A 21,271-nucleotide genomic window follows, 5' to 3' on the forward strand; every position below is an offset into this window, starting at 1 on the left:
ACCTAGTGAAGAAGGGTCTTTTCTTTTGTTTAGCTCATGGCCGGTTATTTTCTTAAATATGAATTCGTGAACCTGCGGTTTCGTTTTATTCATTGCCCGTTTATTTTGGAATAAGGTATTCATGAACCTCCTGCGTCGGTTTCTTTGGACAGCAAAGAAATCGAAGATTCACGAAATCCAATTAAAAACAATAAAAACCACTTGAGTAAAATGAAAGAATAATTTTAACAATAATTTCGTTCGATTTTGCCCAATAAATAAAGCTAAAATCAAAAAACACGAAATATTATGTTCATCCTAATTTTTGAAGAAACACAACAAATAAGCATGATCCGCTAAAAGTACTAGGTATCTAATAAGCTAAGTTTACAAATCATCCCTAATTGTGATATTGAACGTGAAATGGATTACCACGACAATCATAATTAGGGATGATTCTATTAAGGGCATATCAATTCAAAAAATTCCTATCGAACAGAAAAGGATAGTCGAGATTTGTATCAACAGTTATCTTCACTGCGGTGTCCCGACCATCTATTTGTAAACGGGTAATATTTTGCTCTGGCCAGGGTTTGTTTTTGATCCAAAAGTGCCCATCTCCCTGAACCATAAGAACAGGTTTCCCAAAGGACTGTGACGCAGCCCGGAACAAGTCTGTAAAGGGTTTAAACTTCTCAGGGCCTGCTTCAACAATATTGGCATGACCAAAGACAACCATGGCATCTACCATATTCTTTTGATCTTCCAACAAGGTTTTAACCCAAAGGCCATTTTGGGTTAATCTATCCTTCCATTCAATAGAATCATGAACCTGGCTTCCAACTAAATTAAGCCCTACAAATAAAACTTTGTTCTTTACCCAACTAAAATTTTCTGGACGTTCAGTTTGATAAGTGATTTGAGGTTCAAAGGACCAATTTTCGTTAAAATGCAAGAAATATTTATTCCAATACTCCAATCCCTGTTCTGGGTCTTCACAGTCGTTATACTCATTGTCTCCCAAGACTATAAAGGTGGGAACTTTAAATGTTTTTAGGATGTCGGCAACATCCAGGTAGACTTCTTCATCACATGCTATTGCCCCTGGTTTAATGTCGCCAACATGGATAACAAATTCAGAATCTGTGGTGGTATTGTGTTTGGAAATAATATCGATCAGTCCAAGGCGCTGTTCTTCATTATATGGAACGTCACCAATCGCAGTAAAAGTGATAGGCAAGGATTCGTCCGCTGGTACATCATCTGTATTGGAGCCGGAACCTTTGTTTTCCCCACAGGAGAAAAGTAAAAACATCAATATTATTAAATTCCAGATGATATTTCTGGACTTCTTGAATGTTAAGGATGCAATGTTGTAAGGCATAATATATTTAACCGTATGGCATTAAATTTTAAATATAATTTAAATACGGTATAACTGGCCTTATTTCTGCATTTTTAAATAATAATCGGCAGAATGTTTTCCCGAACCATAAAATAAAAAGAAAATACAGACCAATAAGGTAATAGTAGCCAAAATCAGGTTACTTGTGTTCATCACCCCTAGAAAATTGGCCAGTACGGCGCCTATTAAGATTGGCAATTGAGCAAAAACCGCCCAACGGGTCAGCAAGCCTATTACCAATAAAAATCCTCCTACGAAATGTGCGGGAGCCACATAATGCATAATCAACATACCTCCTGGAAGATTTTGGAAAGGTTTAATGATTTCTGCCATTTGTTGGTGATTGGACATAAAATCCACACCTTTCATAAAAAGAAAAACACCCAATGCAACTCTTAGTAAATCCAAGGGATAATAAGTATGCGCATTGGCCCATTTGTTTAGAGATTTAATTGTTGCCATAACTGAGAATTTATATGTTATCTAACCTAAGATACTCATTTTTAACGAAATGTAAAAGATTTAAATGGTGCTATTTAGCAACCATTTTGTCTAACACTCTGATTTTACCGGAGTGTTCCAATATCTCAAAAAGGAAAACTTGAACATCGGGCCAAGTTGAAATCTTTAAATAGGTGCACCTAAGTTTACTCTATAAAAGAGCGCGCATTTTCTACCATTACTTTAAGATTATCCACTATGTCGCTATTTAGCGCCATAGGGGGTTGTTAGTAGTAAAATTGGCAGGGTATAGTCGTTTGTTTTGCTACACCAAAACATTTTCAAAATCAGAGTCGGCACAAAAAACGGCGGATATACGGGATTCATTTACAATATTGACCATTTCGTCAATAGTCATCCCTGGCACGATATTAAATATGTTGACATCGGTGTTCTTCTGTTGAATCACATTCTCAAGTAAACCGCCCTGTTGTATTTTAATTGAAGTCTTTTTGGGAAATCTGATCATAGTATTCAGATCTTCTATGTCGGTATCGGAAAAATTCAATTTTGGATTGTTATTCAGAATATGAACATCAATATTTCCTTTCCAGTTACGGCATATTAAAAGCGATATTAAGGCGGAAAGGTTATTGTCCTTAACACTAAATGTTGACTTCCAATCTACCGGAATATTGGTCATCCACAGGTTGATGCTTTTTTCTATGGCGAGACTGGCGGTGGCGTATGGAATGTAAATAATCATCCCAAAATTATTCTTTCTACTATCCAGTATTAATTGGTTGTAATATCCCAGATTGGAAGTGGCGGAATCTAAACTTGCAAAGATGATATTGGGCTTAAAGAAGGCTGCATTGAGTGACTGCATGCTTACATTAACGGTAGTGTTAAAGTCAGTGTTGTCTATTACCGTATAAGAAACAGATATATCACTTTCCTTAAATTTTTTCACAGCATTTTTTAGAAAGTTCTCCATGTTTCTTTGCTCTGCCTCATTCTCATTTCTTAGGGCCAATATCTTTACCGAGCCTTTGGGATAGATTATGGAATGTATAAGTTTAAACGAACTTCTGAGCTCCTTGGGCATGGTTACGGGAATTAAAAGGTCTGGACGCCAGGACCTTACTTCCCTTTCTTGGCGTAAACTATTTGTTTTTTTTGTAGCCCATTCGGCCAAGGCCGTGAACAGACCACTTCGGGAGTCACCAGCGGCCGATTTAATATTCATCTTTACAAGATATAAGTAGAATATTACTATAAAAATCAACGAAAATAGGGCAATGATCACGTTGAGAACAAACATGATGGCAATGGAGCCAAAGGCCCCAATGGCAGGGACAATAATCGGAATTTTCAGGGTTGGTCTATAACTGGGTAAACCCAAGGTCTGCTCAACCAGGGCCACTACGTTTACCATGGCATAGGTAATCATAAAAAACATGGTGAGTAATGGGGCAATGGTATTTAGATTTCTCAACGATATGCCAAAGAGAACTAGAACTGCAGTGATCAACATGGCATTGACCGGCTCTCCTTTCTTGGATTTTTTTGCCAATTTCTGACTTTTTGGAAGAATATTCTTTTCTCCCAAGGCCAATAGTATTCTTGGTGCACCCACAAACGAGCCCAGAGCGGAGGAAAGGGTAGCTCCGAGCAGACCTGCCAGCACTATTGGGCCATAAAGGGATTTGTCAATGAATACATTATAATTTCTTGCAAGTTCGTCCGGAGAGGCTATAACCGCGGCAACAAAAATTAGACTAACATAAATTATGGTCGTAATTATTACCGATGAAATTGTGCCGACAGGAATGCTTTTACGTGGGTTTGTGAGGTCTCCGGACATGTTGGCTCCTGCCATTACCCCTGTAACCGCCGGGAAAAAGACAGCAAATACTATCCAAAAGGAGGAACCGTTAAAATCATTTTCAATAGATCCAGGGTAAGTGCCCGTCCATTGAATATTATAATCCAGTTCATTGACAAATAGCGCCCCATATATAGACACCAAGGAGAGAACAATAATTCCCAAAATCACAAATTGAATCTTAAACGCGAAACTGGTACTTATAAAAGCAATACCCATGACAACTGCAAAAATCAATAGGTCAAGTATCAGGGGATTAACATCTGGAGTTAGGGTTTGCAGACCTTCACGAAAACCGAAAATATACATGGCCACCGCAATGGACTGGGCAAAATAAAATGGGATACCTATAGCACCCCCAATTTCCAGACCTAGGGATTGGGAAATTAAACTAAAAGCACCACCACTACCAATCCTTATGTTTGTGGTTATGGACGATAGGCTAAGGGCCGTTGTAAGCGTAATGGCAACCGATAATAAAACAATGCCTAATGCCCCTAAGACCCCTGCATTACCAACAACCCATGGCTGGCGGATATACATGATGACACCCAGAATAGTTAAGGTGGTAGGTGTAAACACCCCAGCAAATGTACCGAAGGTCTTCTTGATCATACCCTATTTCTTTTAAAGCCCTAGGTGGATGCAAATAGGACTTTGTTGGTTATTTTTTTTTGGAGCATTCTATTTGTACCTATAGGACATGGATATACAGATTATGAGGTACTTAAGGCGCTACCTTAGTTAGCAATTGCCACCTTTAAGATATTCATTTATTTTTGATTAAGCACCAACTGTGCCCCTACATTTTAACATTTTCATCGACTATTAATTATGATCGGTTTTGTGTCAAATTATAATCTATCCTGGCCTATTCCGCTGGCATGTACATCTTTGCCTTTATGTTCCCAGTGGAATACCTCCAATGATTGAATTTGATAAAGGATGGAGTTGTTTGCGAAAAATGAGACACATTCTCCAACCAAAGGAGATGCATATACCAACATTTATGGCATTATTTAATATGTTGAACCCATAAAGAAAAAGGTTCCTGCATGCAGACTTCAATACAATAATGTTGCGTTTTAGAGCTTGGAAACATCGATCTTAAAAAGTTCCGCTGCATTCTTCCAGAGAATTAGTTCTTTCTTCTCTTCGGGCAAATCCAATTGTTTCATGAAATTGAGATAGGAATGCATGTTGGATATTGGCCAATCCGTACCGTATAAAAGGTATTTTGGATCCCCTGCATAAGTAATCATTTCTTCCAGTTCTTTTTTCATATACCTTTCAAACTTATCCGAAAAATTGCCCAATACCAAGCCCGAGAAATCGCTGTGTACATTTTTGTTCTTATAAACCACTTCCATGCAGTCTTTGATCCAGGGATTGCCCACATGGCAGATAACAATTTTTAGATCGGGATTATCTACTGCCACATCGTCTATATGAATGGGGTGGGAGTATTTTATTCTTCCCGTTGGGGAATAGGTGTCGCCGGAATGAAACATAACTGGAATATCATATTCCACAGCCATATCATAAACGACTTTTAATCTATTGTCATTAGGGTAGAAGGGCTCATAACCAGGGTATAGTTTTAAACCTTTTATTAGGCCTTCATCTAGAAATTCGCTTATTTCCCGGAGGTCCCTATGATTGTAATTCAAATAACTTATACCTGCAACCACGCCCAGGTTATCCCTTCCGCTGATGGCCTCCACCACTTTCTTTGTGCTTGGCCTATGTTCGTTAACCTTATAGGAGGTGAGGACGAGAGAATAATCTACCTTATTCTCTTTCATAGTCTCAGTGAGCAGATTTAGGCATTCTTCCAAAGAAACCACCCTATCTTCATGGTAGTTATTTATATGTGTATGTACGTCTATAATCATGGACAAGGAATTAGGTTACATACAAAAGTAATGAAGCTTTTTTACAAATGACATTTAAATTGGATGGCGGAGGGACAAGAATGTGAGAATCTAGACTTTAATAAAAAAATATTAATTCTGGCTCAAGTTTTAATCCCTTTTAAATATCTCAATTCCCTTCAACCACAAAATGTCGGACCCATAAATCGTTAGTTTGGTTTTAATATCTCTATTTGTAAGGTCCCTAGGCGATTTACTATCGAATCGGGCTTTTGTATTGTTAAGATCCAAGGAGAGTGAATCAACTACATCTGTGGTATTTGTCATCAAACTTACAATATTCTTATCCATAGTCCATTTTCCTCTTCCATAGCGGTTTTTTTCAGGTGGTAGGGCCCGAGTGTCTTTTTTATAGGAATGAAATAAAAATGTACCCTCCGGGTTCAAAGAGAGTGTATATTTAAGTTCACCACCGTCCGTGGTTTCATATTTAATTTCGTAAGACCCATGCACATTTTCCGATTGTGCTGCAGCGTTCAGAGCGACAGTTAAAAACAGTGTAAGAATAGCAAATTTCATAGGATACATTTTTACTCCTATTTCTTTCCTGAATGGCAACCTCGACACCGGAAATCAGTTATATGGTATATGAATTTTATCCTAATACCTAAATCCAAATCCTTCCAGCTGAAATTGATTTTTGCCAAAACAATTATGTATTCGCAATAATCATGCTAGAGGTAAGTTTTTGGTACTAAGTACTTAAAATTTCTATTTTCCCACTTTTAAATTCAATTTCGTAGATCTTTTCTTGCTGGGATAATTTTAATTCAAAGGCTGAGGGAAAAGCTTTGTCCAGTGTAGGGTACCAATCTTTATTCTCCCTATTGATTAAGATAAATAATCCGCTTTCATCGCCAACGGCACAAAAATTTCCAAATCCGCCATCAAAGATTGGTATATCCATAAAACTCCTTAAGGTGTTGAATTCACTTTCGATATTAGTTGTAGCAACTCCAATTTCTGATATTTCTAAAAATTGCTCCGATCCAAAACTATGGTCAGTAGCATTTTTAAGATTTTTACGCGCTATGAGTTCTACAATATTTTTGTCCTCATCATAAAAGTAGATGGCTTTTGCATTCCATGCAGTGAAATTTATAATTTCATCTTGCCCGTCCTTTAATATTGCAAGTCTGGATTTTAGCCATTTTAAGGCCTCATCCTCTTTATTGGCGGGGATATTAATGGCAAAATGATAGGGGGTCGCAGTCTTGAGGTATTCAAAATAAAGCATTGAATTACCTATTTGAAAGGAAACCTGTCTATCGGATTGTTTAATTATAGGTAATCCCAAAACTTGCGAATAGAACTCCGCCTGGGCTTTGATTTTGGAAGTGTATAGTTTTATTTCCTTGATTTTCATGGTAGCATACTTACCTAAATCACAATAGAAATGAGTTTTATCCTATAGTCTAATGCTTCCCTAAGATAATAAATTCTGGGCATTATCAGGGTAGTTTTGGTAATCATGGAGTAGGGGATGGCAAGCCCTAAATGCAACGCGCACAGTTGGAATCCCCAATCAGTTTCCCTTCTAAGTTTAATTTAAACTTACAGCAGCTATTAAAATTGTTGATAAGGATTAATTTGGCACGCCTAATTCTGGCCTTTACGTTTGCCAGACTGATGCCAATCAATACAGCCGCCTCAACTTGGGTCTTGCCATTAAGATAAACCAATTCAATAACTTCTTTGTACTGCTTTGGTAAACTATTAATAAAGTGATCTAAACAACATAGTTCATTGCCATTATTGGATGTTGTGAATAATTCATCATTAGGAGGGGGAAGGGATTTTGAGCTTTGTTTGAAATGATTGATAATTTCATTTCTCACGATTTGAAAAACCCAGGCCTTTACTTTCTCAGGATTTTTTAGGGCATTGATGCTCTGATGTATTTTTAAGAAAGAATTCTGCATCACTTCATTGGTGACATCCCTATCCCTTACTTTTTTTAGAATGAAAAAATAAATTTCACTGTTGAATTTTTCCCATATGGCTGCAGTTTCCATCTTCATAGTACACTAATATACAAGGTTGGTCTGTTGAGACCAACCTTTTTTAGCAACATTCACATTTTGTACAATCACATTTGGCGCAGGAACAGTTATTCTCCAGACAGTTTACACAATTACATTTGGTACATTCACAATTGGTGCATTTACAATTATTCATATCGTTAAAAATTAAAGTTCACTAAGGAGACTTAGTTTAATCAAAAAGGATACACAAAATTTATTTTTATTTAAATCTCTTATGTTATGCATGGTAATAAATGAGTGTAAGGAGCTGATTTTCAATTTATGCGATAATAACCTATATGTTTTAAAATTATTTTATGCATGGTATTTTTCAATTTTCAGATATAGCAAAGCTTAGAAAGCTTTACTTACTACTCTTTTAGGCTGTAATTTTTCACTGGTTATTATTTCAAAATCTATTATCCCCAACACCAACTCTTCGCTGGTAAGTACTTCAACCTTCCATAGACCCTTTCTTAAATTATTTTTATAGGTATATCCACGAAAGCCTCCATCCCGGCCACCAGTGATATCATAACCAATATCCTCAATTAATTCCCATTCTTTGGTATTGTTATTATACCATTTCCAGCGATGAAAAATTGATTTTTTCAAATCGGTCGGAGCAAATATTGATGAAAAAACATATACATTATCGTTTGGGCCTTGGATATATTTTAATCGGTGTTTTCTCCAGAATATATACCATTCATCCGTTTCATAAGTAACCAGGTAATTATTGTTTTCCACCTTAATATTGTGGGCAACTATGCCATTGCTCAAGGCCATTGGAACGGGTGGAATAAGTCTAAAAAAGTAAAGGGCATTGATTAAAACGTAGATGGAAAGTATAATACCGATAAGCTTACCTATGTGTATTTCGGTCCTAGTACTTGGACTTACTTTGTAGATAATAGTAATGAGAGCCAACGTACAAAACAAACTTATAAGTCCTGAGAGAATAAAAATTTGCGTACTCATTTCCTTGATGAAAACGGGAATCATAAAGGTGAAAAAGGTAAAGCTTATAAAGAAATACACACTAAACTGTAAGTATTTATTGGATATCCGTTTTTTTAGCAACTCATTGGCAAATAACAGGATGAGCAGAATGATCAGAAAGATTACAGTCTTGGACATGGAAACGCTTCGCGAGAAATAAATAACATAAGCACTGGATAGGCCACCAAAGAAAAATTGTATGGCCAAGGGAAAATATTCTACATAACGAATCAAAAAGGTATTGTCCCATTTTCCGTCATCAGCTAAATTATAGAGATATAGGGTAATGGTCAAGGAAGTCATATGAAGGCTAAGTACAACAAGGTCATACAACCTATCCACGCGTCCAAGGGTAAGGGTGTCAAAAATAAAACCTCCTATAAAGAATAGGATAGGCGCATATTTTTCATGTTTCCTTATAAATCCCTGGAATTGGCTATTTCTAAACTTAACTAATGCTCTTTTCATTCCATTTTTAGCAACGTATAAAATTAAAGGAATAAGAAGAGTTGGGTTGTCCCAAATAAATAAGATTTTACTCCTACACCATCATATATACTGAAAAATAGGATGTAATTAACTTTTATTTTCCGCCATACAGTTTATAAACTTCGGAACCAGCACTTAAAAATGCTCCTGTGCCATAAACTTCCGTCTTGTCCACCCAAGCATTGCCAGGTGCGGCGCCGATGGGCTGAACATAACCCAGCATGCCCTCAGGGGTTACATGGCCAACCAAAGCATTCCATCCCTTCTGAACCGCTGGTGAATAAGTCGCCTTATCCAATATTCCTTGGTTTATTCCCCAAGCCAAGCCGTAAACATTAAAGGAGGTACCACTTGTTTCCGGTGTGGGATAAAATTCTTGTCCCAATAAACTCATTGACCAGTGACCTTGAGGGGTTTGAATTTTAAGCAGCGTGCCGGCCATTTTTTTGTAAATTTTCAGAAAGTATTTATACTCTTTACTTTGTGGATTTAACTCGTTCATTACGTTCACTAGCCCGGCAAATACCCAACCGTTGCCCCGGGACCAAAATATTTTGGTACCGTTGTCCAGCTTGCCCATATAACTCTCGTCCCTGTAATAGAGATTTTCTTTTTTATCGAACAGGAAATCGGTAGTAGCCTTAAATTCGGTCATCATAAAGTCCAGATATTTTTTCTCACCTGTTAAATTGTAAAGTTTTGCCCAAACCGGAGGTGACATAAAAAGTGCATCGCACCAATTCCAACGGCTCTGGTGATAGGGAGACCTCCAATGTAAGGAGGTTTGTGCTGGATGAAGCATAATATAATTAAACTGCTCTTTGGTTGGTTCAATCATTGCCTTATCCGAATATTTACGATACAGCTCAATATATAATTGACCTACGGTATGATCATCTGCGTGATATTTTCTACGATGTAATTGCCATTCGTTTTTTTCTCCAATTTCCTTTAGCCATTCATAATATTTGTCATTTTCGGCCATAGCAGCCCATTTGACCATACCCACATATAAGGCGCCATTGGTCCAATCCAACGGGTGATGTGGCTTGTCATGTCCACTAAACAAATCCTGATAATGTTCTATTTGCCAGTCGGCCACTTTTTCCATGACCTGTATAACTTCGGCCGATTTTATTTCTTGAGCATGCGAGTAGGAAGTAATTGCAAATACTAGAAATACCTTTAGAATATTTAATTGGTTCATTGGTGAAATGATTTTTTTTAATGGTTGATTATTTTTTTATAATAAGGACAAGTTAATGAAAATAATGGAGCCCTCTGATCAGTAAATCATGGCAGCAATTCCCGGAAAATGTTATGCAGGTTTATTGTAATAATTGGGAAAAGCAGGATGAAAACTAGGATAGGAACAATCTGTGATAGAATTAAAAGTTTAGTGTTCCCCCTTATTCTCAAATTTTGACATGGCCGTAAGAACCATCAGTGCTTTTTCCGAATCTTTTCTATCCACAAAAATGTGGTCGTGATAATAACCTGCTATCACATTACAGCTAATATTGTTTTTGGCAAGTTCGGTTGAAAATAGGGCAGTTAAACCAACTGCCTCCAGAGAGGAATGAACCATTAGGGTAATCCAAGATGCTACAAATCCGTAGGGTAGGTTTAATTCGTCTGCTCTATGTCTGGCAATCACAATGGTTGTCCCTTCCTTTTCCTTAAACTCACAAATCGTTTCCTTTCGATCTATTTTACTTATGTCATCAACTGTACAAAACACGTACTCCCCCTTGTTTAATTTTGGGGACATTCCCTGTATTAATTTGGATATATTGGTTTCTCCACTCATCTATTTCGGTTTTTTTAGGCCAATTATAAGTGGCCGTGGCATTATTAATATGAAATACCCCATAAACTAATAATAATGGCCAGTCTTACTTCCCACAAATAAAGATAAATAATAATTCTTATAGAGACATTGGGATTATTGGGATCCAACATTGATTTTATGAGCCCGTAGTTGCCCAATTAAGGCCAATTCGGTAGCAAGGAAACAATGGTCTTGGGACATGGCGGTTTCCGTACGGCGCACCACATCATTTACCAGTTGCTCGCCATAGGGCATATAAATATTGGAACAGTTGTAATATTTAGTTTCTTTTTGATTCACCAAAAACAGGTGGTTTCCTCCCTCGCGCCCTGCAATATCAATGTATTTTCGCATTTCTATATACCCTTCGGTCCCTAAAATGAATGTTCTACCATCTCCCCAGGTCCCAAGACCATCTGGGGTAAACCAATCAATTCTAATATAGCCTGTTGCGTGTGCACTTCTAACACTCATATCTCCAAAATCCTGATAAGTTGGATTATGCGAATTTTTAAAATTCCCGATCTGTGAGTAATTGACTTCTGCTTTTTGAGAGTTGGTGTAAAAAAGAAATTGGTCACATTGGTGGGAACCTATGTCACATAAGATTCCTCCTGCTTTATTGGGGTCAAAAAACCAGTCGGGACGTGATTCAGGTCGCATACGGTGTGGCCCTAACCCAATGGTCTGTACGACTTTCCCTATAGCGCCAGCGCTGACCAGTTCTGCAGCTTTTACAGAGGCAGGATTGCCTAAACGTTCACTATAAACTATCGAATAAATTCGCTTCGTTTCTTTTTGTACTTTTTTCACTTCTTTAAACTGTTCCAGGGTTAAAATCCCAGGCTTATCCGTCATATAATCTTTACCAGACTGCATAACGCGAATACCAAGTGGGGCCCTGTCGATTGGAATGGAAGCACTGGCCACCAACTGAATTGAATTGTCCTCAATAATCTCCTTTTCGCTTTTCGCGATTTTAACCTCGGGGTAGCGTTTGGTAAAATCCTTCAATAGTTCTGGCTCCGTGGCATATACGGCCACCATAGTACCGCCACCGTTGATGAGCGAGTCTACCATACCATAGATATGGCCGTGATTTAACCCAATGACAGAGAACCTAATGCTTTCTTTGTTCCCGGTAGGATTATTGGGTTTTAATATAATTTCTTCAGGTCTCGCTGTGTTGTGTAAGTCATTGCCAAACATGTGTGTAGGTATCATGGCAGCAGTCGCCATTCCAGCGGCCGAGGCAAAAGATTGACTGATAAATTTACGTCTATTGAATGGCATATGTTGGTTTTTAAGGTTGAGGAAATATAACAATTATCTTTTGTTATTTACTCACTAAGTGAGATTTGAATGCCCCAACGCTAGCCAGTTACGTTCAGGCTGGCGTCGAAACCTTATCAGTAGTCTCCATCCGATTCCTCATGGGCTTGCCCTGAAATAATTGGTCTCTGATCAACTGGAAAAACCAAGTTTAAATAAAGACACTTTTTATGTTGGTGTCTTCTGAATGAAGTGGGTTGGAAGCCTTAAAACTAAAGAAGGATATAAACCTAACAGCAATGTATTTGATTGTTGATTATTCCCTCCATGAAAAATAGGGGATAGGCTTTAAATTACAACAATCAATTTATCACCTAAAAGATGGAATTTAATTTTGACCAATTGAGGTAATTATTTCTTCCAATTTTGAAGTCGGTCCAAGTATAGATACGATTCTACAAATTCTCTGTGTTCGGCGCTTGTCATTTTCTCCACTAAATTCAGGGCAGGGATATAACTTGCAAGATTGCCATTTGAAGAACTGAATTTTCCGTCTTCTACAAAAGTTATCAAATTATCGTCTTGTACCTTTAGCCTGGGATAATCCTTTTGCAATTGTTCACCACCACCGATCCAGGTAACAATTTTGTGTCCATCAGCTATTCCAGATGCTCCAATCAATTGGGCCCCGGCACAATTACTGACTGTATATTTTGTCTCCTTATTTTTCTCCCTAATGAAATTCACGATTTTTGGATTATGAACCTGGGCATACATATCATAGGCACTTGGAACGAATAAGGCTTCCAATTTTGGACAATTTTCAAAGGTATAATCAGGTACGAATTTCATTCCTTCTTCCGTTGTAATCGGATTATCGGTTTCGGCAATGGTAATTACATTAAAGAGCTGTTTCCCTTCCTCGCTTGGTTTGGCAAAGACATCTGATGTAGCTATAACTTCACTTTGTAGCACCCCATTATACATTAAAAGCCCAATGGTAGGCAATTCTGTGTTGAAGGGTTTTAGGTGTTTGGATAAAGTATCGGATTTAATAACGTTAAGTTCAACTTTTTGAACATCGGAATTGGTTTTTGCTTTTTTGGAATTGCAAGTGCTTACAATTGCTGATAAAAGTAGCATTGATAAAATCCCAATCTTATTCATTTTTCATTTTTTTATAAAAGCTAAGTCTTGAAGTATTTATAGGGGGAAACGGGCAGAACCAAAGCTGATGTAAAGGTAATTGATCTAGTTCAATTCATCTCCATTGGTGCCAGGATTAACAGATATAAAACTCGAAGGAATCAGATTCTTAGCGAACACCTAAATCCTCTAGCGGCATAATAGGAATCGGCTCCGTTATGGTAAATAAAAACATGATCGTACCTATAATCCCCAAACAATGCTCCGCCCAATTTTCTAATGGCAGACGGGGTCTGAATCCAACTGGAGGTCTTTGCGTCAAACTTCCCCAATTTTTGGAGATATCGGTATTGATCCTCATTAAGTATTTCGACACCCATAGCTGCTGCCAAGTCAATTGCGTTGTTGCTGGGTTTAAATTTTTTCCGGGATTCAAGCGCCTCACGATCATAGCAGACACTTCTTCTACCTGTTGGACTTTCTGCTGAACAATCGAAAAAGATATATTCTCCCTTGTCCAAGTCAAAATCGACCACATCCGGTTCACCTCCAGATTGCTCCATTTCGTTCAGGGACCGAAGCTTACTAGGATTATCCTTTAATTTTTTTTCTATGGAATTCCACCCTAAATCTTTATGACGCTCCATATTTTGGTTAAATCTGGCTTTTAAAATATCCAGAATAGTGGTATTCTCAATTGAGGTTAATTTCATGTTGCTCATAATTCTGCGGATACTGTTTAGTACAGCTTTTCCATTATTTCATAGAGTGAACTCCGATCATATTTCCTTCGGTATCTGTTGCGAGAACCATAAAACCATAATCGCCCAAAGACGTTTTGGATTTAAAAATGCTTCCCCCTGCAGCTGCTATTCTGGATTCTTCCATACTGCAATCCTCACTCATAAAATAGACAATAGTACTATTGTTGCCGGCCTTAAAGCCTTCCATTTTTACAATTGCCCCGGAAGCACTGTTTTTGGCTTCCATGTTGCCTGGGAAAAACAACATTTTCATACTGGCATCAGCGGTTTCTGGCATTGGCATTTCACTCAATTCAAGTTGAAATACTGTTTCGTAAAATTTTTTTGCTCTTTTTATGTCGTCAACATAAATTTCGAACCAAACTACTGGATTTCCATTTTTCATGATATGATATTTAATAGTTAGTTAATATATAAAATAATTGCAATGCGAATCCAGAATGAAGGTTACAGGATAGGAGTTGCCATTTTCCGATAATGCATCTTGATAGGGGTCATAAAAGCAATAGGCCTGTCCATAAGGCTATCAGGAGTACATTTGGATTTTTTATAAAAATACTGATAAAAATTACGAATAATAATCCGAATATACCAGTGCGCTTTAGGGGAAACTATGATAGCGATGATTTTTACTTACCAAGTGAGATTTGAATGCTCCGACGTTTGCCCTTACTGTTCGTTCAGGCGGGCCTGCCCGTACTTTTAGGCGGGCGTCGAAATGTTATCAGTAGTTTCCATCCAATGCCAAATGTGCTTGCCATGAGGTAATTGACTTTTGGATTATAAATTTAATACTTGAACGAAATGTATTCTCCCTCAATTGATCGACCTTTTCCTATGGGTTGCCAACCATGTTTAAGGTAGAAGTTAATACCCAATTCATTTTTTATAAGACATTTTAGGCTAACATTTGAACCAAGTTTCTCAATGACCCTATTTAACAATTCCGTACCAATACCTTTGCGTTGAAAGGGTTTTGATATATACAAATGATGAATAAAGTTATCCTTGAGCCATAAGGAAGTGAATCCGACTATTTCGTTATCCACTTTGGCCACCAAAATGTATTCTCCTTCTGTATCCTTGTCAAAAGAAGATAGTCTAAATGATTCTTGGTCCAACCAATTAAAGTTGGTTTGCCGTACTTCCAAATAAATTTGTCGCAGCTTTTCTCTATCACTTTCTTCAAAATCTTTTATTTCGATCTCCATAAAACTTACTTGTTTTATTATTAGTTCCTAATAATATTGGGCCTTAGTTTTCCATGTGTTAATGGATAATTTCTTTAGAAAATTGCCCGCAACGTAAAAGGAGGGTGATGTTTACCCTAATTGGATCTATAAATGATTATTAGGATTCCTTAGGCATTATCTTTTCTTTCTTTAACATACCCATTAATATAAGCAGAAAAACAGCGCTTAATAGGGCTATTAATGTAATGATATACCAAGTAGAGCTATAACCAAAATTCGCTATTAAATTCATTCCGATGCTGTGTCCAAAAATATGGGCTATGGAGAAGGAAATAGAGTAATAGGCCATGTATTGCCCCTGATTTCCTTTTATAGATCTATTTAGGGCCAAGGAATTGGAGAACGGAAAAACGATCATTTCTCCAAAGGACATTAGAACCATACCAATTATTAGGGCACCTATCCATCCTAAAAGATTGATTACCATGAAGCTCATTGCTGTCAATAATACCCCAACAAGGATGAGTTTTGACATACTATTTCTACTGCTTTCCAACCATTTTATCAAAGGCATTTCAAAAATGAAAATTAGAAAGCCATTCAAGCCTAGGAGCAGGCCAATCTCTGCCTCCGTTAATTGGTACATATCTTTGTAAAAAATGGGAAGGGTAGATAACAATTGAAAGAATGCCAGCCCAAACAATGTCATCGCAACCAAAAGAATCATAAATGGTTTATCCCTGAATGCCTCTGCCGGATTTGCCACCTTTGCCTGCTCAATAACCTTTGCCTTTCTGGGATTAAGAATTTTCAATAATAACATACCTGCTATAAAACAGGTAACACCGTCTATCCAAAACAGTCCCCCGTAACTAAGGGCAAAAATAATGAGGCCTCCCAGGGCAGGTCCTGCAGAAAAACCCAAATTAATGGCCAACCTAATCAGTGTTATGGAACGTGTTCTATTTTCTAGTTTGCTATAGGAGCTTATCGCCACAAACATGGCAGGACGGAACATATCGGCAATTGCCATTAGAACAAAGACTCCGATACAAAAGCCAACAAATGTTGTAATATATTGTAAGAGGATAAAAGAAACTCCTGAAGCCAACAGGCTTATTACCATAACCTTGTAATATCCTATTCTATCTGTTAATTTTCCACCCAGCCAGGAACCAATCACGGACCCCAAGCCAAAGAGCGCCATGATCCAGCCCACGTTCGAAAGGCTGAAGTCCAAACTTTGGGTAAGGTATAGGGAAAGAAAAGGGATAACCATGGTACCCGCCCTGTTTATAAGGGTAATAAGTGCCAGCCACCAAACTTCCTTTGATAAGCCATCAAATGTGTTAAAATAACTGAATAATAGATTTTTCATTTAAGTCATTTATTTTAATCCCATCAGGTATAATTGTACATTCTTAGATTGGTGATAGATAAGGAATATATGTTACAGATTATTATCCCCATATTGTAAATTTGATTTCTTGTTCAAAATAAACCCGGTTTGTGGATATAGATTATATCTTTTAAAATTGGGTATTTAAGTTTCCAAAATCTTTCCTACGGCAGAGGTATCTAAAACTAATGGCTTTATTTAGTTTTTAGGAGACTCATGCTACTCATAAGTTCATTTCTACAAATAATTCATTCAATAGCCTTTACCTTTTTCTTCCCGTAGATGAAAATGATGGGTAAAGTTACGAGATAGCGGTTAAAAATCTTTTAGTGTTACCCTTGATATACTGTACAAATTCACCCGACCATTGATTTATTGCAGTAGGTGGCTTTCTCAAAATCCCGGATGTTTATGGAAATAATGGGAACTTCGGGAAGCATTGATGTCAATTCGTTAACTATTCTTTTCGATAAATCACTTTTTTCGAGAATACTTCTTCCTTCCATAATATTGGCGAAAATATGCATAAAGTCGTCCCTGGTATTGCCTATCGTATAATATTCGAAGGGATTGATCCTTACCTTAATATCCCCATCTTCAAAAAGACCGGATGCTTCAGCGGTATCATAAACTCTCTGAATGATTTCGTTTGGAGTCTTTTTATTTAATATGTTTTGCGAGCAATCAATTACAAAGTGTGGCATACTATTATTCTTTAGTTAATTATAGACAAGTCCAACCTGCTTTATCATGGATGTTGGACTTGCCATACTTTTTTTCAATTCTATTTAGTTAGGCCGTTTGGAACAATTCTTCCTTGGTTTTCCTTATTTTTTTTCTATTCTGCGTTTTGTCTGAAGCTGATCTATAACCTACTGGGGCTATCACGGCTGCATTAAGTCCTAGCTCATCCAGGCCCAGTATGCTATTATAGGCTTGGTTGTTGAACCCTTCCATGGGGCAGGCATCTATTTTTAGCTCCGCGCAGGCAATAAGAAGGTTGTTCAAGGCCAGATATGTCTGTTTTTCCGACCAGCTTTTCCGTTCCTCTGCAGACATCTTGGCGATGCTGGTCTTAATGAATTCCCCGTATTGTTTTATCCCTTCGGAAGAATTGCCCTGTGCTGTGATAATTCGTTCTACATAATCGTCTACATGCCTATCATAGTCATGGGTGTAATTACAGAAAACGAACAATTGGGATGCGTCTGTAATTTGCGATTGATCCCAAGAAGCTTTTCGCAGTGCAGCCTTTACTTCATTGTTTTCAATGATCAATACTTTATACAGTTGAAGGCCATAGGAAGATACGGAAAGCCTAATGGCTTCTTTTAGAAATTCCAAGTCTTGCTTGCTTACCCTACTTTTTGGGTCGAACATTTTAGTGGCATATCGCCAATTAAGATGATTTATTAGGTTCATTTTTTTAGTTTTTTAGTTTTACAAAATTTTTAATTTGGAAATCTTCTTGAAATCCTGTTTTTAGGTATAGACCTTTTCCCATGGATGATGCTTGCAGGCTTACATTGGTCACTCCTTGCTGCTTGGCCAAACTTAGTACTTGGTTCAGCAGGTCTGAGGCATAACCATTTTTACGGTGCTCCGGAACCACACCCATAGAATGAACACCTGCAATTTGGGGAGCATCCCTATATAAAACTGCTGTTCCAATGGATTTTGGCCCATGATATCCAATGAGATAATCTACTTGGTGCATGGTTAGCTCCACAGTTCTTGGATTGATATAATAGCCAAAAGCTTCATAAAATAGGCTGGACCAGAGTACTGCGGACTTGCTGTCATTTACCTTTTGGATGAAAAGCTTATGGGGTTGATCTTTAACCAGATCTAAGTTTATAGACATTCCGGTGAGTTCATTCTTTAATGTGAAACCCAAGGATTCAATAAGTTGTTCCGGGATATCTTTTTGCCATATTGGAATAGTGATATCATTAATATTCCAATTATTAAGGATGTTCTCCAATAAGGTTTTGGATAGAGGTCTATGAAACCAAAGTTTATTTGGCCAGGCTGATTCTACCACGGTACTGATAGCGTAATCCTCATCGCTGAAAAATACGCCATTTGCCTTACCGGCCAGGCCCCAAAGGCTCGTGAGATTGTTGATGTTCTCTTTGATCAAATCCATATCCATCAATATTTTATAAGTATTATTCCTAAGGTCAGCACCAATATTCCCATAACTTTCTTAATGGTAATAGGCTCAATGGGCATTCCAAACCAGCCAAAATGCCCTGCTATCGCAGCAAAAATTATTTGACCACTAAGGCCAAAAATTACTGCAGTGGATATACCAACCCGTGGAATTATGTAATAAAAAAGGGTTACCGCCAAGAAGCTTAGTGCACCCCCGGTAAACCACATATAAGAGGGTATCAATTTTATTAGCTCTAGGCTTGGAAGCTCACGGACAGTAACTAAAACTGCGATAAGCGTAAAACTTGCACTCATAACCAATGCAGCTGAGGTAGCTAACAAGGTATTGTTCAGCAATACTCCGAGTCGAGCGTTGATGCCGCCCTGGATTACAACCAAAATGCCCACTGAAAAAGAGAGAAGAAATAAAGTTGAGTTATTCATAATTTTAACTTTTAGGACCGATAGGGAATGCAATGGGTCGAAGTGGTGATCCACTGGCGCCCCTCAATTTCAATGATGCGGCAAAAAATGCAAATTCATATACCTTATCTTTTGACAACTCTTCCAGGTATAGCTGTTCTATGAACATTACCCCTTTTTCGGCAAGTAAATAAGTATGTACAGGTACCCAATTGTCTTCTCGTTCTGGTGGAAATGCCTCAAAACTTAGATTGTCGGCACCTAGAAGCATAATACCTTGATCTTCTACCAACCACTTCACTGCATCCAAACTTATGCCCGGATAGTTATCGAGGTAGCGCGACGCATTTTCGTAAAATTGGGCTTGGCCGGTCCTAATTAAAACGACATCACCGGGTTTAAGCTTAATACCCTGTTTTTTTAAAGTGAGTTGTAAATCTTGGGCACTAATACGATAGTTTTTTTGTAGTGGCCCTTTGGCATTCGCCACGTCCAAGAGAACCCCCCTGGCTATAATTGGGGGAATAGTTTCTGCTCCGGTTTTTTTCCAGCCCTTGTCGCCAAGGTGCTCTTCAGGGGTAAAACCGTTCCAGATCTTTCCGTCCAAACCAAAGTGGTTCAATGCATCAATATGCGTACCCATATGGGTGTACATGGAGATGGCATCTCCGGTATAGCTTACTTTTTTGTTCATCCCATCTCCGAGACCATTCGGGTTGTCCACTATAGTGCCGTGTGGGGTATGTGTAAGCCAGTACTGATATCCTGGATCTCCCAAGGAATGAAAGCTGGGCATGCCTACGAAATAATCCACACTAAGGTCGTAGCTCTTCCCTGTGCTTATTTTGGACAATACTTGAAGCCGTGAGGCTTCGGTCATCATGTTAAGGGTTCCAATTTGATCTTGTGCTCCCCATGGGCTAAGTCCCACGTTTTCTTTTTGTTGCCCTCTCAATATTATCTGAAAAAGGAGCAGGGCTGCAATTAAAATGTTTGTTCTTTTCATGGTTTATATATTTTGTTGGTACAAATATTAAAACCATGCTGTTCAATTTCATTAAGGTATCTTAAGAACGCTAATGTCCGATCAATTTTTTGCGGATGGTGCTTAGATGTTCAGGGGTGACCCCCAAGTAGGAGGCAAGCATATATTGGGGGATTTGTTGTTCGATGTTACGATAGCGGGTAATAAATTCAAGGTATCGCTGTTCAACAGATTGACTCATATTATTAATGGTTCTTTCCTGGAGTGCCACATAACCATTTTGTGTTTTGATCCTGAAAAATCGGTCCATCATATGGCTTTTATCGAAGAGTTCATCTAATTTGTCCCTATGTATTTGTAATACCGTACTCTCCGTAATTGCTTGGATAAAATAGGTTGCCGGTTTTTTTGTGAGATAAGCGTATAAATCGTTAAGCCACCATCCACTTATGCCAAATTGAAGAATATATTCAGCACCCAATTCATCAATGTTATACAATTTTAGACAACCTTGGGAAATGAAGCGCATATGGTTAGAGCTTTCCCCGCTTTGAAGTAAAAATTGTTTCTTTTTAAGATGGACCGGTTCAAAATAATTCTGGATCAAACGGGATTCATCTTCGGTAAGAGGTACTAATTCCTTAATATTTCCAATGAGTAGGTCATACATTGTTCACAGATTGGATTATATACAAATATCTAAAGTTTAACATCGAAAATATATTTTATCATTGAACATATTCAGGTCTAAGATACCAAATACCAATTAATTGCCCGCTTGGATACTATGTGACCAATAAACAAGGAAAGGCTCCAAACAGTATGGCTACCCAATTAATGAACATTTTACCAATGATAGAATAAAAGTGAAAGACGAATGTAGATTGGTAATAAGGACCTTTGAAACTATTGATATCAACCAAATCGAAGTTTATTTAC

At 37.8% G+C, this 21,271-nt stretch carries 22 protein-coding genes; all 22 read right to left on the reverse strand.

What is annotated here, in order from left to right:
- Positions 1-451 precede the first annotated feature (451 nt).
- The 22 genes from CWD91_RS20120 to CWD91_RS20225 all read right to left on the reverse strand — a co-directional run bounded on the left by CWD91_RS20120 (position 452) and on the right by CWD91_RS20225 (position 21,002).
- Positions 452-1,294, reverse strand: coding sequence for a metallophosphoesterase (locus CWD91_RS20120; protein WP_157943852.1), 843 nt, complete (start codon positions 1,292-1,294; stop codon positions 452-454).
- A 129-nt stretch (positions 1,295-1,423) separates the two neighbouring features.
- Entirely contained in the window at positions 1,424-1,846 is a 423-nt protein-coding gene (locus CWD91_RS20125; RefSeq protein ID WP_103442778.1) for a DoxX family protein, read from the reverse strand.
- Between the two features lie 304 nt (positions 1,847-2,150).
- Positions 2,151-4,328 (reverse strand): amino acid permease, encoded by a 2,178-nt coding sequence (locus CWD91_RS20130; protein WP_103442779.1) that lies wholly within the window; start codon positions 4,326-4,328, stop codon positions 2,151-2,153.
- 470 nt (positions 4,329-4,798) lie between these two features.
- Positions 4,799-5,608 carry an amidohydrolase family protein gene (locus CWD91_RS20135; protein ID WP_103442780.1) on the reverse strand — a complete coding sequence of 270 codons (810 nt, stop codon included), beginning with the start codon at positions 5,606-5,608 and terminating at the stop codon, positions 4,799-4,801.
- A 129-nt stretch (positions 5,609-5,737) separates the two neighbouring features.
- On the reverse strand, positions 5,738-6,166 hold the full coding sequence (locus CWD91_RS20140) for a hypothetical protein (protein WP_103442781.1): 429 nt from the start codon (positions 6,164-6,166) through the stop codon (positions 5,738-5,740).
- A gap of 175 nt (positions 6,167-6,341) precedes the next feature.
- A complete protein-coding gene (locus CWD91_RS20145; protein WP_103442782.1) occupies positions 6,342-7,013 on the reverse strand; it encodes a VOC family protein in 672 nt (223 codons plus the stop codon).
- 127 nt (positions 7,014-7,140) lie between these two features.
- The gene (locus CWD91_RS20150) at positions 7,141-7,668 is read right to left on the reverse strand and encodes a sigma-70 family RNA polymerase sigma factor (protein WP_317045623.1); all 528 of its coding nucleotides are present in this window, start codon (positions 7,666-7,668) and stop codon (positions 7,141-7,143) included.
- A 357-nt stretch (positions 7,669-8,025) separates the two neighbouring features.
- On the reverse strand, positions 8,026-9,141 hold the full coding sequence (locus tag CWD91_RS20155; protein ID WP_103442783.1) for a DUF2914 domain-containing protein: 1,116 nt from the start codon (positions 9,139-9,141) through the stop codon (positions 8,026-8,028).
- A 115-nt stretch (positions 9,142-9,256) separates the two neighbouring features.
- Entirely contained in the window at positions 9,257-10,369 is a 1,113-nt protein-coding gene (locus CWD91_RS20160; protein WP_103442784.1) for a glycoside hydrolase family 88/105 protein, read from the reverse strand.
- Positions 10,370-10,558: 189 nt separating this feature from the next.
- On the reverse strand, positions 10,559-10,972 hold the full coding sequence (locus CWD91_RS20165; protein WP_103442785.1) for an ACT domain-containing protein: 414 nt from the start codon (positions 10,970-10,972) through the stop codon (positions 10,559-10,561).
- A gap of 135 nt (positions 10,973-11,107) precedes the next feature.
- Positions 11,108-12,286 carry a Gfo/Idh/MocA family protein gene (locus CWD91_RS20170; RefSeq protein ID WP_103442786.1) on the reverse strand — a complete coding sequence of 393 codons (1,179 nt, stop codon included), beginning with the start codon at positions 12,284-12,286 and terminating at the stop codon, positions 11,108-11,110.
- 390 nt (positions 12,287-12,676) lie between these two features.
- Positions 12,677-13,432 (reverse strand): DJ-1/PfpI family protein, encoded by a 756-nt coding sequence (locus CWD91_RS20175; protein WP_103442787.1) that lies wholly within the window; start codon positions 13,430-13,432, stop codon positions 12,677-12,679.
- A 140-nt stretch (positions 13,433-13,572) separates the two neighbouring features.
- Positions 13,573-14,133: a DUF4256 domain-containing protein gene (locus tag CWD91_RS20180; RefSeq protein WP_103442788.1), complete on the reverse strand. Its 561-nt coding sequence runs from the start codon at positions 14,131-14,133 to the stop codon at positions 13,573-13,575.
- Between the two features lie 34 nt (positions 14,134-14,167).
- Positions 14,168-14,560 carry a VOC family protein gene (locus CWD91_RS20185; protein WP_103442789.1) on the reverse strand — a complete coding sequence of 131 codons (393 nt, stop codon included), beginning with the start codon at positions 14,558-14,560 and terminating at the stop codon, positions 14,168-14,170.
- A 403-nt stretch (positions 14,561-14,963) separates the two neighbouring features.
- A complete protein-coding gene (locus CWD91_RS20190; RefSeq protein ID WP_103442790.1) occupies positions 14,964-15,386 on the reverse strand; it encodes a GNAT family N-acetyltransferase in 423 nt (140 codons plus the stop codon).
- 139 nt (positions 15,387-15,525) lie between these two features.
- Positions 15,526-16,746 carry an MDR family MFS transporter gene (locus tag CWD91_RS20195; protein WP_103442791.1) on the reverse strand — a complete coding sequence of 407 codons (1,221 nt, stop codon included), beginning with the start codon at positions 16,744-16,746 and terminating at the stop codon, positions 15,526-15,528.
- 377 nt (positions 16,747-17,123) lie between these two features.
- Entirely contained in the window at positions 17,124-17,471 is a 348-nt protein-coding gene (locus CWD91_RS20200; protein ID WP_103442792.1) for a 5-carboxymethyl-2-hydroxymuconate Delta-isomerase, read from the reverse strand.
- A gap of 88 nt (positions 17,472-17,559) precedes the next feature.
- The gene (locus CWD91_RS20205; protein WP_103442793.1) at positions 17,560-18,189 is read right to left on the reverse strand and encodes an NAD(P)H-dependent oxidoreductase; all 630 of its coding nucleotides are present in this window, start codon (positions 18,187-18,189) and stop codon (positions 17,560-17,562) included.
- A gap of 4 nt (positions 18,190-18,193) precedes the next feature.
- Positions 18,194-18,916, reverse strand: a complete 723-nt coding sequence (locus CWD91_RS20210; RefSeq protein ID WP_157943853.1) for a GNAT family N-acetyltransferase — start codon at positions 18,914-18,916, stop codon at positions 18,194-18,196.
- Between the two features lie 5 nt (positions 18,917-18,921).
- Positions 18,922-19,368 carry a DMT family transporter gene (locus CWD91_RS20215; RefSeq protein ID WP_103442795.1) on the reverse strand — a complete coding sequence of 149 codons (447 nt, stop codon included), beginning with the start codon at positions 19,366-19,368 and terminating at the stop codon, positions 18,922-18,924.
- Positions 19,369-19,372: 4 nt separating this feature from the next.
- Positions 19,373-20,353 (reverse strand): cyclase family protein, encoded by a 981-nt coding sequence (locus tag CWD91_RS20220; RefSeq protein WP_103442796.1) that lies wholly within the window; start codon positions 20,351-20,353, stop codon positions 19,373-19,375.
- A gap of 70 nt (positions 20,354-20,423) precedes the next feature.
- A complete protein-coding gene (locus CWD91_RS20225; RefSeq protein WP_103442797.1) occupies positions 20,424-21,002 on the reverse strand; it encodes a Crp/Fnr family transcriptional regulator in 579 nt (192 codons plus the stop codon).
- Positions 21,003-21,271: the final 269 nt, after the last annotated feature.

Origin of the sequence: Arenibacter hampyeongensis (assembly GCF_002909255.1) — a bacterium.
GTDB classification, from domain to species: Bacteria; Bacteroidota; Bacteroidia; order Flavobacteriales; family Flavobacteriaceae; genus Arenibacter; species Arenibacter hampyeongensis.